The organism is Pseudomonas sp. 2995-3, from assembly GCF_002742565.1.
In the GTDB taxonomy this organism is placed as follows: domain Bacteria; phylum Pseudomonadota; class Gammaproteobacteria; order Pseudomonadales; family Pseudomonadaceae; genus Aquipseudomonas; species Aquipseudomonas edaphica.
This window is the reverse complement of the sequence record NZ_LJSB01000314.1, coordinates 48,518-63,630: the sequence shown is the minus strand read 5'-3', so window position 1 is coordinate 63,630 and position 15,113 is coordinate 48,518. Positions and strand designations below refer to the sequence as shown.

The following is a 15,113-nucleotide window of genomic DNA, read 5'->3' as shown; positions in this document are numbered from 1 at the left end:
GCCCGGCGAATCCCTCGGGAGAGCCATCATGCGTGCTGCTCAATTGAAAGCTGTATTGCCACGGGAGCTGCTGGCCTCGGTGGTTGTGTTTCTGGTCGCCCTGCCCTTGTGCATGGGCATCGCGATTGCGTCCGGCATGCCGCCGGCCAAGGGGCTGATCACCGGGATAATCGGTGGCCTGGTAGTGGGTTGGCTGGCGGGCTCGCCACTGCAGGTCAGTGGCCCGGCGGCGGGGCTGGCGGTGTTGGTGTTCGAGTTGGTGCGCCAGCACGGGATGATGATGCTCGGGCCGATTCTGTTGCTGGCGGGTTTCCTGCAACTGGTGGCCGGGCGTTTGCGCCTGGGCTGTTGGTTCCGGGTCACGGCGCCGGCGGTGGTGTACGGCATGTTGGCGGGTATCGGCGTATTGATTGTGCTGTCGCAGGTGCATGTGATGCTCGACGGCGCGCCTAAACCTTCGGGGTTGGATAACCTGGCGGGCTTCCCGGCGGCCATGGCCGACGCGATCCCGACGCTGGGCGGCGGTCTTGGTTGGCAGGCTGGTTTGCTGGGTCTGTCGACCATGCTGGTGATGTACTGCTGGGATAAATTCCGACCGCAAACATTGCGCTTCGTACCGGGCGCGTTGTTGGGTGTGGGCCTGGCGACGGTGACCAGCCTGGTGCTGGCGTTGCAGGTCAAGCGCGTGGAGGTGCCGGAAAACCTCGCCGACGCCATCGACTGGCTGCGCCCCAGCGACCTGCTGAACCTGGCTGATCCGCAACTGCTGATCGCCGCCTTCGCCGTCGCGTTTATTGCCAGCGCCGAAACCCTGCTGTCTGCGGCAGCGGTTGATCGGATGCACAGCGGCCAGCGCTCCGATTTCGACAAGGAATTGTCAGCTCAAGGCGTGGGCAACATGCTCTGTGGTTTGGTTGGCGCCTTGCCGATGACCGGCGTGATCGTGCGCAGCTCGGCCAACGTGCAGGCTGGCGCTACCACGCGGCTGTCGGCGATGTTCCATGGTGTGTGGCTGCTGGGCTTTGTGTTGCTGCTGTCGAGTGTGCTGCAAAGTATTCCGGTGGCGAGTTTGGCGGGCGTGCTGGTGTACACCGGGATCAAGCTGGTGGACGTCAAAGCGTTTCGCGCGCTGGGCCGCTATGGGCGGATGCCGATGTTTACCTACGCCGCCACGGCACTCGCAATCATCTTCACCGACCTGTTGACCGGCGTGTTGGTGGGCTTCGGGCTCACGTTGCTGAAGCTCGCGTTTAAAGCTTCGCGATTGAAAGTCAGCCTGATCGATTTGCCCCAGGACGGTGAGATGGAGCTGCGATTGACCGGTGCCGCGACCTTCCTGAAAGTGCCTGCGCTGACTCAGGTGCTGTCGACGGTGCCTGCGGGGACCACCTTGCATGTGCCGCTGAGCAACCTGAGCTACATCGACCATTCGTGTCTGGAGCTGCTGGAGGAATGGGGCCGGGCCAATGCGGCCAAGGGCTCGACGCTGGTGATCGAGGCGCGGGGGTTGAAGCGTAGGCTCGAAGGCCGAGTGCGGACGACGGTGGGGATAGGTTCGGCGCCCGTCTGAACACCACAAAAATTGTGGGAGCCGGGCTTGCCCGCGATGGCGGTGGATCAGTCAGCTAATGTGTTGACTGACACTCCGCGATCGCGGGCAAGCCCGGCTCCCACAGTGGTTCTATGTTCACTCGGAAAATCAGGCTGGCTGATCCAGCGATAACTCAACGCCCAGCTGCCGCGACAGGCACGGCCAGCGCTTCCACGCCGCTTCCGTTTGCGGGCTTTTGAGCTGTTCGCGATACGCCTCGACCGACTCCAGCGCAAAGCTCTCCTCGTTGAGCATTTCATCTACCGCCAAGTGCACGGCTTCATCCAACTGATTGGCAAATGTTTCACCAATCAGTTGATGGGCAATCAAGTTAGCCACAGTGGTATCCGCCGGAATCAATGGCTGGCCGAAATGCTTGATATACAGGTCGTTGACCTCTTCAACCAAGCGGTGAGCCAGGTAGGCCTCATCCAGCAAGCCGTCCAGGCCTTCATGGCCGGCCAGGATCGCAGGCGGCTGCAGGAAGAAATGCTCGGCGATTTTCAACACCGGTTTGATCTGGCTTTCGATACCGGCTTCGCGGGCCACATCGTTGGCGGCTTCGAGCAAGTCCGGAACCAGTTCGATGTAGGCGGTGACAAAGCGGGTCATGACAATGTTGCGATCACCGTCAGCCAGGGAGATGGCCGAATGCAGGTGCGGCAATTGTTTTTCCAGTTGCTGGGCAAGCTGGCCCGTAGTGGCTTCGTGTTGATGGGCACGGAAAATCTGCTCGCGCAATGCGGCGGTGTTCATGAAGGCTCCAGTGAAACAGGCGTAGGAAAAGGGAGAGGATAAGGTAGCTCGTTTATACGAGCGCCTAAGACGCATTTGTCATAATTATTTCATGGTTATGCGTGTGCGTTATATCGAAATGCCATCGTTCGTCGGATAAACGTTTGCGCGCCCGGTTTTATTGGGTCCGCCCGTCTGTTTTTGCTCATTTGCCCCTACACATTGCGGGGTCGCCCCGGCTGTCTATACTCGGATTTGTACGCAATTAGCTGATGACGCCCAACTGCATGACGCAGGCAAGGCTTGGCGGTTGTAAGCAGTATGGAAGCCGCTCCCTTCGCCGCAGGTGCAAACCGGCGGGATAACAAGAAACATAAAGGGGAACCCGCAATGACGCGACATCCACACGTTTGGATGGGCCTACTGTTGTGGTCAGTATTCGGCCAGGCGCACGCCGCCTGGACAACGAATATGGCGCCAGGGGCTACTGAAGTCAGTCACGCCGTGTTTGACCTGCACATGACCATTTTCTGGATCTGTGTGGTGATCGGCATCGTCGTGTTTGGCGCGATGTTCTGGTCGATGATCCTGCACCGCCGGTCTACGGGCCAGGTGGCGGCCAAGTTCCACGAGAGCACCACCGTGGAAATTCTCTGGACCGTAGTGCCCTTGCTGATCCTGGTGGCCATGGCCATTCCGGCGACCAAAACCCTGATCAATATCTACGACAGCAGTGAGTCGGATATCGATATCCAGGTCACCGGCTATCAGTGGAAGTGGCACTACAAATACCTGGGCCAGGACGTGGAGTTCTTCAGCAACCTGGCCACGCCCGCCGAGCAGATCCATAACCAGGCCACCAAGGGCGAGCACTACTTGCTCGAAGTCGACCAGCCGCTGGTGCTGCCGGTGGGCGCCAAGGTGCGCTTTCTGGTGACGGCCGCCGACGTGATCCACTCCTGGTGGGTGCCGGCCTTTGCGGTCAAGCGCGATGCGATCCCCGGCTTCGTCAACGAGGCCTGGACCCGTGTCGAGAAGCCCGGTATCTACCGTGGCCAGTGCGCCGAGCTGTGCGGTAAGGATCACGGCTTCATGCCGATTGTGGTCGAGGTCAAATCCAAGGCCGACTACGACAACTGGCTGGGCGAGCGCAAGGCAGAGGCCGCCAAGCTCAAGGAGCTGACGTCCAAAGAGTGGACGCTGGACGAGCTGGTGGCCCGTGGCGACAAGGTTTACCACACCACCTGCGTGGCCTGTCACCAGGCCGAAGGCCAGGGCTTGCCGCCGATGTTCCCGGCGCTCAAAGGCTCGCCAATTGCCACCGGCGCCAAAGAAGACCACCTGCACCGCGTGTACTTCGGCAAGCCCGGCACCGCCATGGCGGCGTTCGGCAAACAGCTGTCGGAAGTCGATATCGCCGCCGTGGTCACCTACGAGCGCAACGCCTGGGGCAACAACAAAGGCGACATGGTCACGCCCAAAGACGTGCTGGCTCTGAAACAGGCGGAAAGCAAATGACGGCCTCAACTGCGTATGCCCTGAACCGCACAGCCCATTCCTTTGCAGGAGAACGGCCATGAGCACTGTGATCGACCATGGTCATGCCGACCATGCCCACGGCCCCGCCAAAGGCTTGATGCGCTGGGTGCTGACCACCAACCACAAAGACATCGGCACCATGTACCTGTGGTTCGCCTTCACCATGTTTCTGCTCGGCGGTTCGTTCGCCATGGTGATCCGCGCCGAGTTGTTCCAGCCAGGCCTGCAAATCGTGCAGCCGGCGTTCTTCAACCAGATGACCACCATGCACGGCCTGATCATGGTGTTTGGCGCGGTGATGCCGGCGTTTGTCGGCCTGGCCAACTGGATGATCCCGCTGATGATCGGCGCGCCGGACATGGCCTTGCCGCGCATGAACAACTTCAGTTTCTGGCTGCTGCCGGCAGCGTTCCTGCTGCTGGTCTCGACGCTGTTCACGCCGGGCGGCGGGCCGAATTTCGGCTGGACCTTCTACGCCCCACTCTCCACCACCTACGCGCCGGAAAGCGTGACGTTCTTCATCTTTGCCATTCACCTGATGGGCATCAGCTCGATCATGGGCGCGATCAACGTGGTCGCCACCATTCTCAACCTGCGCGCGCCTGGCATGACCTTGATGAAAATGCCGCTGTTCGTATGGACCTGGCTGATTACCGCCTTCCTGCTGATCGCGGTGATGCCGGTGCTGGCCGGTTGCGTGACCATGATGTTGATGGACATCCACTTCGGCACCAGCTTTTTCAGTGCGGCCGGTGGCGGTGACCCGGTGCTGTTCCAGCATGTGTTCTGGTTCTTCGGCCACCCCGAGGTGTACATCATGATCCTGCCGGCGTTTGGCGCCGTCAGCTCGATCATCCCGACCTTCTCGCGCAAGCCGCTGTTCGGCTACACCTCGATGGTCTACGCCACGGCGAGCATCGCGTTTCTGTCGTTTATCGTGTGGGCGCACCACATGTTCGTGGTGGGTATTCCGCTGGTGGGCGAGCTGTTCTTCATGTACGCCACGCTGCTGATCGCGGTGCCCACGGGCGTGAAGGTGTTCAACTGGGTGAGCACCATGTGGCAAGGCTCGCTGACTTTCGAGACGCCGATGTTGTTTGCCGTGGCTTTTGTGATTCTGTTCACTATTGGCGGTTTCTCCGGGCTGATGCTGGCAATTGCCCCGGCGGACTTCCAGTACCACGACACCTACTTTGTGGTGGCGCACTTCCATTACGTATTGGTGCCCGGGGCGATCTTCGGCATCTTCGCCTCGGCCTACTACTGGCTGCCGAAATGGACCGGCCACATGTACGACGAAACCCTGGGCAAGCTGCACTTCTGGCTGTCCTTTGTGGGCATGAACATGGCGTTCTTCCCGATGCACTTTGTCGGCCTGGCGGGCATGCCGCGCCGGGTGCCGGACTACAACCTGCAGTTCGCCGACTTCAACATGGTCTCCTCGATTGGCGCGTTCATGTTTGGCGCCACGCAGATCTTCTTCCTGTTTATCGTGATCAAGTGCATCCGTGGCGGCCCTCCGGCGCCGGCCAAGCCGTGGGATGGCGCCGAAGGCCTGGAATGGAGCATCCCCTCGCCTGCGCCGTATCACACGTTTACGACGCCGCCGGAGGTCAAGTGAACGCCTTGATGCAGGTCGACTCGGTGTCCTGTGGGAGCTGGCTTGCCTGCGATAGCGGTGTTTCAGGCGCCGAATGTATTGCCTGCCTGGGCCTCATCGCAGGCAAGCCAGCTCCCACAGAAAAACCAGAAGCGGGTGAGCGCCATGCTTGAATCCGTCCCCATCAAGCGCCTGGTCACCCGCCTGCTGATCCTGGTCGTGGCCATGTTCGCCTTCGGCTTCGCCCTGGTGCCGATCTACGACGTGATGTGCAAGGCGTTCGGCATCAACGGCAAGACCGCCGGGCAGTACGAAGGCGAGCAGGTGGTGGACCCTACGCGCCAGGTGCGCGTGCAGTTCATGTCCACCAATGCCATCGACATGGTCTGGGAATTCCACTCCAAAGCCGATGAGGTCGTGGTCAACCCTGGCGCTGTCACCGAGATGCTGTTCGTGGCCTACAACCCCACAGATAAACCCATGACTGCCCAGGCCGTGCCGAGTATTTCCCCGGCCGAAGCGGCGATGTATTTCCACAAGACCGAGTGTTTTTGCTTCACCCAGCAAGTGCTGCAGCCAGGTCAGCGCATAGAAATGCCCGTGCGCTTTATCGTCGATCGCGCCATGCCCAAGGATGTGAAGCATTTGACCCTGGCATACACGCTGTTTGACATCACTGCGCGCCAACCGCCGGTGGCCGTCCATACCGGCGGCTAGCTACTGTTTGCCCCCTCAATCAGGAGAGCGAATACATGTCGTCTCATGATACGTACTACGTACCAGCGCAAAGCAAATGGCCAATAATTGCTACGTTTGGCATGTTGATCACGGTGTACGGCCTGGCCGTGTGGTTCAACGACCTCAAAGCGGCGCGCCCGGAATCCCACGGCCCGTGGATCTTTTTCGTCGGCGGGCTGTTGCTGGCCTACATGCTGTTCGGCTGGTTCGGCGCGGTGATCAAGGAAAGCCGCGCCGGTTTGTACAGCCCGCAGATGGATCGCTCATTTCGCTGGGGCATGACCTGGTTCATCTTTTCCGAGGTGATGTTCTTTATCGCGTTCTTCGGCGCACTGTTTTATGTGCGGCATATGTCCGCGCCGTGGCTGGCGGGCGAAGGCTCCAAGGGCGTCGCGCATATGCTGTGGCCGAACTTTGAATTTGCCTGGCCGTTGCTCAACAACCCTGACCCGAAAATGTACCCGCCGCCCGAAGGCACCATCAGCCCGTGGGGCTTGCCGCTGGTGAATACGATCTTGCTGGTCAGCTCCAGCGTGACCATCACCATTGCCCACCACGCGTTGCGCAAGGGCCATCGCGGCGCGCTGAAAATCTGGCTGGCGCTCACGGTGCTGCTGGGTTGGGCTTTTTTGGGGTTTCAGGCCGAGGAGTACATGCACGCTTACAAAGAGCTGGGCCTGACCCTTGGCTCGGGCGTGTACGGCGCGACCTTCTTCATGCTCACCGGCTTTCACGGCGCCCACGTGACCATCGGCACCATCATTCTGTTCGTGATGCTGATGCGCATCCTCAAGGGGCACTTCAACGCCGAGCACCAGTTCGGTTTCGAGGCGGCCAGTTGGTACTGGCACTTTGTGGATGTGGTGTGGATCGGCCTGTTTTTCTTCGTTTATGTGCTGTGAGGCGTTTTACCACGGTGCATGAGAGACCAGCTGGCCGCTGAAAAAGCCCCAGGCGATCAAGCCTACGGTAATCGCGGCCAGTACAACACGCACGGTCAAGGCAGTGACGAGGCGGTTGGAGTTGCCCTCGTCCTTGACCAGAAAGAACAAGCCACTGAACAGGCTCACGACAGTCGCGATCAGCATCAGGGCAATGGCTGCTTTGAGCATGGTCAGGTTCCATTCGGATGGGCGGGCAATGAAAAGGCGGGCAATGAAAACAAGTATAGCCAGCGCCATAAAAGACTTTCGCCCAGGGCTCGCTCCCACGCTGGTGGTGCTTGTGCTGCTGCCGCTGATGGTGGGCCTGGGGTTCTGGCAACTGGCTCGCGGGCATGAAAAACAGCTGTTGGTGGACAGCTATGCCGAACGGCGTGTGGCTGAGCCGGTCAGCAGTGTGCAGCTCGAGGGCATGGCTGACCCGGCCTTTCGCCGGGTGCGCCTGCGCGGCCAGTTCGATGCTGAGCACAGCGTGCTGCTCGACAACCGCATGCGCGACGGCAAGGCCGGTGTTGAACTCTTGCAGCCCTTTCACGACCAGGCCAGCGGCGAATGGCTGCTACTCAATCGCGGCTGGCTGCCGTGGCCGGACCGGCGCACGCCGCCCGTGTTCACCACGCCTGAACAACCTCTGAATCTGGATGCCTGGGTGTACATCGCGCCCGGCGAAACCTTCCAACTGCACGCCGACCCCGCCACCACGCAATGGCCGCGCTTGCTGACTGCGTTGCATCCCGCCGCGCTCTGGGCGGAGTTGGGCCGCAGCGGTTTCGCCTATGAGCTACGCGCCGAACCTGGCCCCGGCACCTACGACACTACCTGGCCGGTGGTCGCCATGGGCCCGGAAAAACACTTGGGCTACGCCGTGCAGTGGTTCGCCATGGCACTGGCGTTGCTGGCGCTTTATCTCTACCTCGGATGGCATAACAAAAAGGAGAAACCCCATGGGAGCGGCCATGAATCCACCCAGCACGTCTGAGGCACCCGACCGGCGCAAAGGCCGCTGGCAGCTTATTTTGATCCTGATGATGGTGATCGGCCCGATGGCGCTGGCCACCTTTATGTACAAGTTGCAGTTCTGGGTGCCCGACAGCCGCAGTTACCACGGCGAGATGATCGGCAACGGCCAGACCCGCGCCGACATCGGCGTGCAGGCCGATGAAGATCGCTGGCAACTGTTGGTTACCGCGCCCACCGCCTGCGCCGCTGAGTGCCAGCAACTGGTGTACCTGGCGCGCCAGCTGCAAATCAGCCTGGGCCGCGATGCCTCCCGCGCCAGCCATGCCCTGGCCAGCGCGCAGCCGGTGAGCACGGATTACGACGCCAAGCTCAAGGCCGAATACCCACAACTGCAACGCTACCCGCTGGACCTGACCACCTTCAGTAAAAACGCGGCTGCGCCGGGTGAGGCGCAACTGTGGATCGTCGACCCGCACGGCAACCTGGTGCTGCGCTACGACGCCAAGGTCAAGGGCAAGGACCTGCTCAACGACCTGCGCCTGCTGCTGAAACTGTCGAACATCGGATAAGGGCATCGTCATGGCCAAACCTGGATTTCGCCTCGCGTTGTTTGCCACCTTGCTGGCGCTGCTGGTCGTGCTGCTTGGCGCGTATACCCGCCTGACCCACGCCGGGCTCGGCTGCCCGGACTGGCCGGGCTGCTACGGGTTTATCAGCGTGCCGCAAAGCGAAGCCCAGCTGGCGCATGCCGAGCTGCATTTTCCCGATACGCCGGTAGAAGCCGACAAGGGCTGGGCCGAGATGACCCATCGCTACTTCGCCGGCACCTTGGGCTTGCTGATCGTGCTGCTGGCGGCGCGCTCGTGGAGCCATCGGCGTGATCCGGGGCAGCCAGTGAAACTGCCGCTGTTTGTGTTGGCGGTGGTGTTTGCCCAGGCGGCGTTCGGTATGTGGACGGTGACGCTGAAGTTGTGGCCGCAAGTGGTCACGGGGCATTTGCTTGGCGGCTTTGCAACCTTGAGCCTGCTGTTTCTGCTCACCTTGCGACTGTCCGGCGTGTTGCCCGCTTTGATCGTGCCCAAGCGCCTGCAGTATTGGGCCACGGCGGGCCTGGTGCTGGTAATCGGGCAGATCGCGCTGGGCGGTTGGGTCAGTTCAAACTACGCGGCGGTGGCCTGTGTCGACCTGCCGACGTGTCATGGCGAGTGGTGGCCGGCGGCGGACTTTGCCAACGGGTTTCACCTCACCCAGCATATCGGCCCCAATTACCTCGGCGGCCAGCTCGACAGTGAGGCGCGCACAGCCATCCACCTGACCCATCGCATCGGCGCGGTGCTGGTGACGCTGGTGCTGCTGGGGCTGGCCTGGCAATTGCGCGCCGTGGGCATGACGCGGCTGTCGGGCCTGCTGCTGATCGCCCTCGCGGCGCAAATCTGCCTGGGCGTGAGCAATGTGGCGTTCGGCTTGCCGCTGCCGGTGGCGGTCGGGCACAACGCCGGTGGGGCGGGGTTATTGCTGACGCTGGTGCTGGTCAACTACCACGCCCGTACCAGCCTGGTCCGGGTGCGCAATCAGTTGCCGTTTGGCTGGCGTTTTATCCCGCGCAAACACGTATCGGGTCTCATCACCCTAAAAGGAGAGATGCCATGGCGACCTTGATCGGCGCGCGTCACGATCGGGCGATCTGGCGGGATTACCTGGAGCTGACCAAGCCGAAAGTGGTGGTGCTGATGCTCATCACCTCCTTGGTGGGCATGTTCCTCGCGACCCGCGCCGGGGTGCCATGGACGGTGCTGGTGTTCGGCAATTTGGGCATTGCCCTGTGCGCCGGAGGTGCGGCGGCGGTCAACCATGTGGTGGATCGGCGCATCGATGCGGTGATGGCGCGCACGCATAAACGGCCGTTGGCAGAAGGGCGCGTGTCGCCCGTGGCGGCATTGGCGTTTGCATTGTTTCTGGCTGTTGCAGGTTTGGCCTTGTTGCTGGCGTTCACCAACCCGTTGGCGGCCTGGCTCACGTTGGCCTCATTGCTGGGTTACGCGGTGATCTACACCGGTTTTCTCAAGCGTGCCACGCCACAAAATATCGTGATCGGCGGCCTGGCCGGTGCGGCGCCGCCGCTGCTCGGCTGGGTCGCGGTTACCGGGCATGTCAGCGCCGAGCCGCTGCTGCTGGTGCTGATCATCTTCGCCTGGACCCCGCCGCACTTCTGGGCCCTGGCCATTCACCGCAAAGAGGAATACGCCAAGGCCGATATCCCGATGCTGCCGGTCACCCACGGCGAGCACTACACCAAGGTGCATATCCTGCTCTACACCTTCGCCCTGCTGGCGGTGAGCTTCATGCCCTATGTGATCCATATGAGCGGCCTGCTGTACCTGGCGTGTGCGCTGGTATTGGGCGGGCGCTTTCTGCAATGGGCCTGGGTGCTGTACCGTGGCAGCAAGCCGCACGCGGCGATCAACACCTTCAAGTACTCTATCTGGTACTTGCTGCTGCTGTTTATCGCGCTGCTCGTCGACCACTACCTATTGTTGAACCTATGACTCGAACTCAAAAAACCGTCTTTATCCTGGTGGCCATCGTCGCGTTGATCATGGGCCTGACCGTTAACAAAGTGCTCAGCGGCAAAGGCCAGGGCGACCCTACCGCACTGATCGACGCTGGCATTATCCTGCTGCCGCAAAGCCGCCAGCTGCCGCCGGTGACCATGACCAATCAGGACGGCCAGCCGGTGGTGGTCAACGAGCTGAAAGGCAAATGGAGCCTGCTGTTCTTCGGTTACACCTTCTGCCCCGACATCTGCCCGACCACCCTCGCGCAACTGCGCCAGATCAAGAGCGAGCTGCCTAAAGAGGCGGTGGATAAGTTGCAGGTGATCCTGGTCAGCGTTGACCCGAACCGCGACACGCCGACCCAGCTCAAGCAGTACCTGGGCTACTTCGACCCGCAATTCGAAGGCCTGACCGGCGCGAATGTAGCGGATGTGCAGAAGGTCTCGAATGCGGTGAGCATTCCGTTTATTCCGGCCGATACCAGCAAGCCCAACTACACCGTGGACCACAGCGGCAACCTGGCGCTGATCGGCCCGGACGGCACGCAGCGTGGGTTTATTCGTGCGCCGTTGAATAATCAAAAGCTGGTGGCGCAGTTGCCGGGTTTGCTACAGCGCAAATGATCGTTCCCTAGCAAACTACACAAATCACCTGTGGGAGCTGGCTTGCCTGCGATAGCGGTGGGCCTGCTTGCATCTCAGTTGCTGACCCACTGCCATCGCAGGCAAGCCAGCTCCCACAGTGGTTTTGTGCAAGGTTTGAACAGGGTGTCGTCGGAGATTTCCCACGTGTTGTCGCGCTGTGCGTGAACTTGTTGGACGGTCTTGGGGTGGCTAGTCTTTGGCCTGTCGCTGCAAATTCAGTGACAGGGTGTGGAAGCCCTTATATCGTTAGGCGCACAAAGCGCCACCTAGTGTCAGGCGCTTTTTCTTGTCTGTGTTTTATGGTGGCTGTGCGCGGGGCGCTTTCGAGTGCGCCGGGTGCCTAACGTCCCGGTCTTCCACACCTGCGTACAGCCGCCACCCATTACGTGGAAGTAGTGCTTGGCGGTCCCTTGATACGTTAGGAGCTAGACCGTGCAAACACTTACCCCTGATCCACCGATCACACCCAAAGTCTTCACCCGCCACCATCACCAGCTGCACGCCGTGCTGATAGACAACCAGCCATGGTTCAGCGCCTGCGACATTGGCCACCTGATGGGCCTGCACCTGAACCCTGCGTTACTGCGCAAGCTCGATCCCGACCAACAACACACCCTGGCGCTGATCACTCATGGCCACTGTGCGCCGACGTTGATGGTCAGTGAGTCTGGCGTTTATGCGCTGCTTATCTACCACTACTACCCGGAGAATCGGTGCCTGCGCCAATGGTTGACCCATGAGGTGGTGCCAGCCCTGCGCTGACAGCAAAAGCCACACAAAGCTGGTGGCAGAGTTGCCGGTTTTGCTCCAGCGCAAATGATCGTTCCCACGCTCTGCGTGGGAATGCCTCCTGTGACGCTCTGCGTCGCGGCCTCAACAGCGGGACGCAGAGCGTCCCGGGCTGCATTCCCACGCGGAGCGTGGGAACGATCACAACACAAAACAAATGTGGGAGCTGGCTTGCCTGCGATAGCGGCAGGCCAGTCAACATCTTCGGTGACTGACACTCTGCTATCGCGGGCAAGCCAGCTCCCACATTAGGTTTACGGTGTAGCTCTGGATCAGAACGCCGGCAGAATCGCGCCTTTGTACTTCTCAAGAATGAACGCTTTCACTTCCGGCGTGTGCAGGGCTGCAACCAGCTTCTTCACGGCATCGGAGTCCTTGTTGTCTTCGCGGGTCACCAGGATGTTCACGTAAGGCGAGTCGTTGCCTTCGATCACCAGCGCATCCTTGGATGGGTCCAGCTTGGCTTCCAGGGCGTAGTTGGTGTTGATCAGCGCCAGGTCGACCTGGGTCAGCACGCGCGGTAGGGTGGCGGCTTCCAGTTCGCGGAATTTCAGGTTTTTTGGGTTGCCGCTGATGTCCTTGATGGTCGACAGGATGTTGGTCGGGTCCTTCAGGGTGATCAGGTTGTGCTTGGCCAGCAGCAGCAGGGCGCGACCGCCGTTGGTGGCGTCGTTCGGGATCACGACGTTGGCGCCGCTTGGCAGGTCTTCCAGCTTTTTGTACTTGCTGGAGTAGGCGCCCAGTGGCTCCAGGTGTACCGCGGCAACGCTTACCAGGTGAGTGCCCTTGGTTTTGTTGAACTCATCCAGGTACGGCTGGTGCTGGAAGAAGTTGGCGTCCAGGCGTTTTTCAGCCACCTGTACGTTCGGCTGCACGTAGTCGGTGAAGACTTTGACCTGCAAATTAACGCCTTCTTTGGCGAGTGCAGGCTTCACGAATTCGAGGATTTCCGCGTGGGGTACCGGCGATGCAGCGACTGTAATAGTCTCGGCAGCGTGGGCAGAAAACGCGGCAACGGCGGCGAAAGCAACCAGTAGTTTTTTCATCCAACAAGCTCCTTGTTCGGGCATGTGCCGGCGGGGGCCGGCAATGGCGGTTATTTTCGAGAGTAGTGTGTCACCAGCTTATCGCCGATGGTTTGCAGAATCTGTACCAGCACAATCAACATCACCACGGTGACGACCATCACGTCGTCCTGGAAACGTTGGTAACCATAGCGGATCGCCAGGTCGCCCAGCCCGCCAGCACCCACGACGCCTGCCATGGCGGTGTAACCCACCAGAGCAATAGCGGTGACGGTGATGGCCGCAATGATGCCGGGTTTAGCCTCTGGCAGCAGTGCCTTGGTGATGATCTGCCGAGTGGTGGCGCCCATGGCTTGAGTCGCCTCGATGATGCCGCGATCCACCTCGCGCAATGCGGTTTCCACCAGGCGCGCGAAGAACGTCGAAGCGCCCACCACCAAAGGTGGAATCGCGCCGGCCACACCGAGCGAAGTGCCGGTGATAAAGATCGTCGTAGGGATCATCACAATCAGCAGAATGATAAATGGCAGAGAGCGTATGGCGTTGACGATAAATGCCAGCACGCCATAGGTGGCTTTCTGCTCGAGCAACTGACGTGGGCTGAACAGAAACAGCAGAACGCCCAGCGGCAAGCCAACCAGTACGGTGAACACCAGCGAGGTGCTGAGCATCAGCATGGTGTCGCCGGTGGCAACCCAGATGTCGGCCCAGTCAACTTTGTCGAAGTAATGCAGTAACACGTCCATTAACGCAGGACCTCCATATGCACATCGGCTGCGGTAAAGCGGGCGAAGGCCGCTTCCATGTCACCGCCGGTGATGGCCAGGGTCAGTTGCCCGTAGGGGGTATCTTTGATGTGGTCGATGCGACCGGCAAGGATGCTGTAGTCCACTCCCGTTTCGCGGGCGACGGTCCCCAGCAATGGCGCGTAGGTCGCTTCGCCCTGGAACGTCAGGCGCACGATGCGGCCCGGTACATGGGCAAACACATCACGCTGCTCGCCTTCATCGACTTGCTCGGCTTCTTGCACAAAGCGCTTGGTGGTCGGGTGCTTGGGGTGCAGGAACACCTCGGCCACCGAGCCTTGCTCGACGATCACGCCGGCGTCCATCACGGCGACCTGGTCGCACACGCGGCGGATCACGTCCATTTCATGGGTGATCAGCACGATGGTCAGCTTCAACTCGCGGTTGATCTCGGCCAACAATTTGAGCACCGAGGCGGTGGTCTGCGGGTCGAGGGCGCTGGTGGCTTCGTCGCACAGCAGAATTTTTGGCTTGGTCGCCAGGGCGCGGGCGATGCCGACGCGCTGCTTCTGGCCGCCGGACAACTGCGCCGGGTACTTCTTGGCATGGTCCGACAGGCCCACGCGGGCGAGCAGTTCAGCCACGCGCAGGTCGATGTCTTTACGCGACAACTCGCCGGCCAGGGTCAGTGGCAGCGCCACGTTGTCGGCAACGGTCTTGGACGCCAGCAGGTTGAAGTGCTGGAAGATCATCCCGACTTGCTGGCGAAAACGGCGCAGGCCGTTGGCGTCCAGGGCGGTGACTTCCTCACCGTCGACGTTGATCTGACCGCCGCTTGGTTGTTCCAGGCGATTGATCAGGCGCAGCAGGGTACTTTTGCCCGCACCGGAGTGGCCAATCAGGCCGAACACCTGGCCGTTTTCGACGCGCAGGCTGGTGGGGTGCAGGGCGGGGATTTCCTTACCGGCGACGCGGTAGGTTTTATGGACGTTATGAAACTCGATCACGTAGCGAACCTTGTGGGGCGCATTGAAAAGGGATCAGCGGTTAGCCGGGCGCGCATTTTAGCCTGTCCGTATAGCGTTTCTTAGCATTTATTTCGCATTCAACCAGCGATTTGGCAATAACGCGATCAAAGGTCATAAAAAAGGAACGGCCCAAAACCCCATCAGTCACTACTTAAGCAACTCAATTTCCCAGGTGCCGTGCCTGGGGGTTTGCTCAAACGAGCCGGGGACCGCTCTGGCCAC

15 protein-coding genes and 1 pseudogene are annotated in these 15,113 nt (G+C 60.7%); 11 read left to right on the top strand and 5 right to left on the bottom strand.

Annotated elements, in window-relative coordinates; translation table 11 throughout:
• The first annotated feature begins 28 nt into the window (after positions 1-28).
• Positions 29-1,570: a SulP family inorganic anion transporter gene (locus AOA62_RS26190; RefSeq protein WP_099550168.1), complete on the top strand. Its 1,542-nt coding sequence runs from the start codon at positions 29-31 to the stop codon at positions 1,568-1,570.
• Between the two features lie 129 nt (positions 1,571-1,699).
• Here AOA62_RS26190 and AOA62_RS26185 read toward each other — a convergent pair whose 3' ends face one another.
• Positions 1,700-2,347 carry a hypothetical protein gene (locus AOA62_RS26185; protein ID WP_017137903.1) on the bottom strand — a complete coding sequence of 216 codons (648 nt, stop codon included), beginning with the start codon at positions 2,345-2,347 and terminating at the stop codon, positions 1,700-1,702.
• 369 nt (positions 2,348-2,716) lie between these two features.
• Here AOA62_RS26185 and coxB point away from each other — a divergent pair, with 369 nt between their 5' ends.
• From coxB to AOA62_RS26165, 4 genes are all read left to right on the top strand, one after another.
• Positions 2,717-3,844: a cytochrome c oxidase subunit II gene (gene coxB / locus AOA62_RS26180; RefSeq protein ID WP_099550167.1), complete on the top strand. Its 1,128-nt coding sequence runs from the start codon at positions 2,717-2,719 to the stop codon at positions 3,842-3,844.
• A gap of 58 nt (positions 3,845-3,902) precedes the next feature.
• A complete protein-coding gene (ctaD, locus tag AOA62_RS26175) occupies positions 3,903-5,486 on the top strand; it encodes a cytochrome c oxidase subunit I (RefSeq protein ID WP_017137901.1) in 1,584 nt (527 codons plus the stop codon).
• Between the two features lie 144 nt (positions 5,487-5,630).
• The gene (locus tag AOA62_RS26170) at positions 5,631-6,182 is read left to right on the top strand and encodes a cytochrome c oxidase assembly protein (RefSeq protein ID WP_026013768.1); all 552 of its coding nucleotides are present in this window, start codon (positions 5,631-5,633) and stop codon (positions 6,180-6,182) included.
• 35 nt (positions 6,183-6,217) lie between these two features.
• Positions 6,218-7,105, top strand: a complete 888-nt coding sequence (locus tag AOA62_RS26165) for a cytochrome c oxidase subunit 3 (RefSeq protein WP_017137899.1) — start codon at positions 6,218-6,220, stop codon at positions 7,103-7,105.
• A 6-nt stretch (positions 7,106-7,111) separates the two neighbouring features.
• Here the strand turns inward: AOA62_RS26165 and AOA62_RS26160 are convergent, their stop codons facing one another.
• On the bottom strand, positions 7,112-7,315 hold the full coding sequence (locus tag AOA62_RS26160) for a twin transmembrane helix small protein (protein ID WP_016969525.1): 204 nt from the start codon (positions 7,313-7,315) through the stop codon (positions 7,112-7,114).
• A gap of 43 nt (positions 7,316-7,358) precedes the next feature.
• Between AOA62_RS26160 and AOA62_RS26155 the strand changes: the two genes are divergently transcribed.
• The 6 genes and pseudogenes from AOA62_RS26155 to AOA62_RS26130 form a co-directional block, all read left to right on the top strand.
• Positions 7,359-8,123 (top strand): SURF1 family protein, encoded by a 765-nt coding sequence (locus tag AOA62_RS26155; RefSeq protein WP_017137897.1) that lies wholly within the window; start codon positions 7,359-7,361, stop codon positions 8,121-8,123.
• Positions 8,089-8,673 carry a hypothetical protein gene (locus tag AOA62_RS26150; RefSeq protein WP_017137896.1) on the top strand — a complete coding sequence of 195 codons (585 nt, stop codon included), beginning with the start codon at positions 8,089-8,091 and terminating at the stop codon, positions 8,671-8,673. The genes AOA62_RS26155 and AOA62_RS26150 overlap by 35 nt, the downstream gene beginning before the upstream one ends.
• A 10-nt stretch (positions 8,674-8,683) precedes the next feature.
• Positions 8,684-9,763, top strand: a complete 1,080-nt coding sequence (locus AOA62_RS26145) for a heme A synthase (RefSeq protein WP_058420534.1) — start codon at positions 8,684-8,686, stop codon at positions 9,761-9,763.
• On the top strand, positions 9,751-10,650 hold the full coding sequence (cyoE, locus tag AOA62_RS26140) for a heme o synthase (RefSeq protein ID WP_017137894.1): 900 nt from the start codon (positions 9,751-9,753) through the stop codon (positions 10,648-10,650). Before AOA62_RS26145 ends, cyoE begins: the two co-directional genes overlap by 13 nt.
• On the top strand, positions 10,647-11,282 hold the full coding sequence (locus tag AOA62_RS26135; protein ID WP_017137893.1) for an SCO family protein: 636 nt from the start codon (positions 10,647-10,649) through the stop codon (positions 11,280-11,282). The genes cyoE and AOA62_RS26135 overlap by 4 nt, the downstream gene beginning before the upstream one ends.
• 453 nt (positions 11,283-11,735) lie before the next feature.
• Positions 11,736-12,062 (top strand): annotated as a pseudogene (locus AOA62_RS26130) (Bro-N domain-containing protein); the annotation flags it as partial.
• A 302-nt stretch (positions 12,063-12,364) separates the two neighbouring features.
• Here AOA62_RS26130 and AOA62_RS26125 read toward each other — a convergent pair.
• The 3 genes from AOA62_RS26125 to AOA62_RS26115 are packed head-to-tail and all read right to left on the bottom strand — an operon-like array spanning position 12,365 to position 14,870.
• Positions 12,365-13,138 carry a MetQ/NlpA family ABC transporter substrate-binding protein gene (locus AOA62_RS26125; protein WP_099550165.1) on the bottom strand — a complete coding sequence of 258 codons (774 nt, stop codon included), beginning with the start codon at positions 13,136-13,138 and terminating at the stop codon, positions 12,365-12,367.
• A 50-nt stretch (positions 13,139-13,188) separates the two neighbouring features.
• Positions 13,189-13,863, bottom strand: coding sequence for a methionine ABC transporter permease (locus AOA62_RS26120; RefSeq protein ID WP_017139104.1), 675 nt, complete (start codon positions 13,861-13,863; stop codon positions 13,189-13,191).
• Positions 13,863-14,870: a methionine ABC transporter ATP-binding protein gene (locus tag AOA62_RS26115; RefSeq protein ID WP_017139103.1), complete on the bottom strand. Its 1,008-nt coding sequence runs from the start codon at positions 14,868-14,870 to the stop codon at positions 13,863-13,865. The genes AOA62_RS26120 and AOA62_RS26115 overlap by 1 nt, the downstream gene beginning before the upstream one ends.
• Positions 14,871-15,113 lie beyond the last annotated feature (243 nt).

Bases quoted from the DNA above. Each gene is read 5' to 3' on its own strand.
- AOA62_RS26190 (WP_099550168.1), top strand. From the start codon at position 29: ATGCGTGCTGCTCAATTGAAAGCTGTATTGCCACGGGAGCTGCTGGCC.
- AOA62_RS26185 (WP_017137903.1), bottom strand. From the start codon at position 2,347: ATGAACACCGCCGCATTGCGCGAGCAGATTTTCCGTGCCCATCAACAC.
- coxB (WP_099550167.1), top strand. From the start codon at position 2,717: ATGACGCGACATCCACACGTTTGGATGGGCCTACTGTTGTGGTCAGTA.
- ctaD (WP_017137901.1), top strand. From the start codon at position 3,903: ATGAGCACTGTGATCGACCATGGTCATGCCGACCATGCCCACGGCCCC.
- AOA62_RS26170 (WP_026013768.1), top strand. From the start codon at position 5,631: ATGCTTGAATCCGTCCCCATCAAGCGCCTGGTCACCCGCCTGCTGATC.
- AOA62_RS26165 (WP_017137899.1), top strand. From the start codon at position 6,218: ATGTCGTCTCATGATACGTACTACGTACCAGCGCAAAGCAAATGGCCA.
- AOA62_RS26160 (WP_016969525.1), bottom strand. From the start codon at position 7,315: ATGCTCAAAGCAGCCATTGCCCTGATGCTGATCGCGACTGTCGTGAGC.
- AOA62_RS26155 (WP_017137897.1), top strand. From the start codon at position 7,359: ATGAAAACAAGTATAGCCAGCGCCATAAAAGACTTTCGCCCAGGGCTC.
- AOA62_RS26150 (WP_017137896.1), top strand. From the start codon at position 8,089: ATGGGAGCGGCCATGAATCCACCCAGCACGTCTGAGGCACCCGACCGG.
- AOA62_RS26145 (WP_058420534.1), top strand. From the start codon at position 8,684: ATGGCCAAACCTGGATTTCGCCTCGCGTTGTTTGCCACCTTGCTGGCG.
- cyoE (WP_017137894.1), top strand. From the start codon at position 9,751: ATGGCGACCTTGATCGGCGCGCGTCACGATCGGGCGATCTGGCGGGAT.
- AOA62_RS26135 (WP_017137893.1), top strand. From the start codon at position 10,647: ATGACTCGAACTCAAAAAACCGTCTTTATCCTGGTGGCCATCGTCGCG.
- AOA62_RS26125 (WP_099550165.1), bottom strand. From the start codon at position 13,138: ATGAAAAAACTACTGGTTGCTTTCGCCGCCGTTGCCGCGTTTTCTGCC.
- AOA62_RS26120 (WP_017139104.1), bottom strand. From the start codon at position 13,863: ATGGACGTGTTACTGCATTACTTCGACAAAGTTGACTGGGCCGACATC.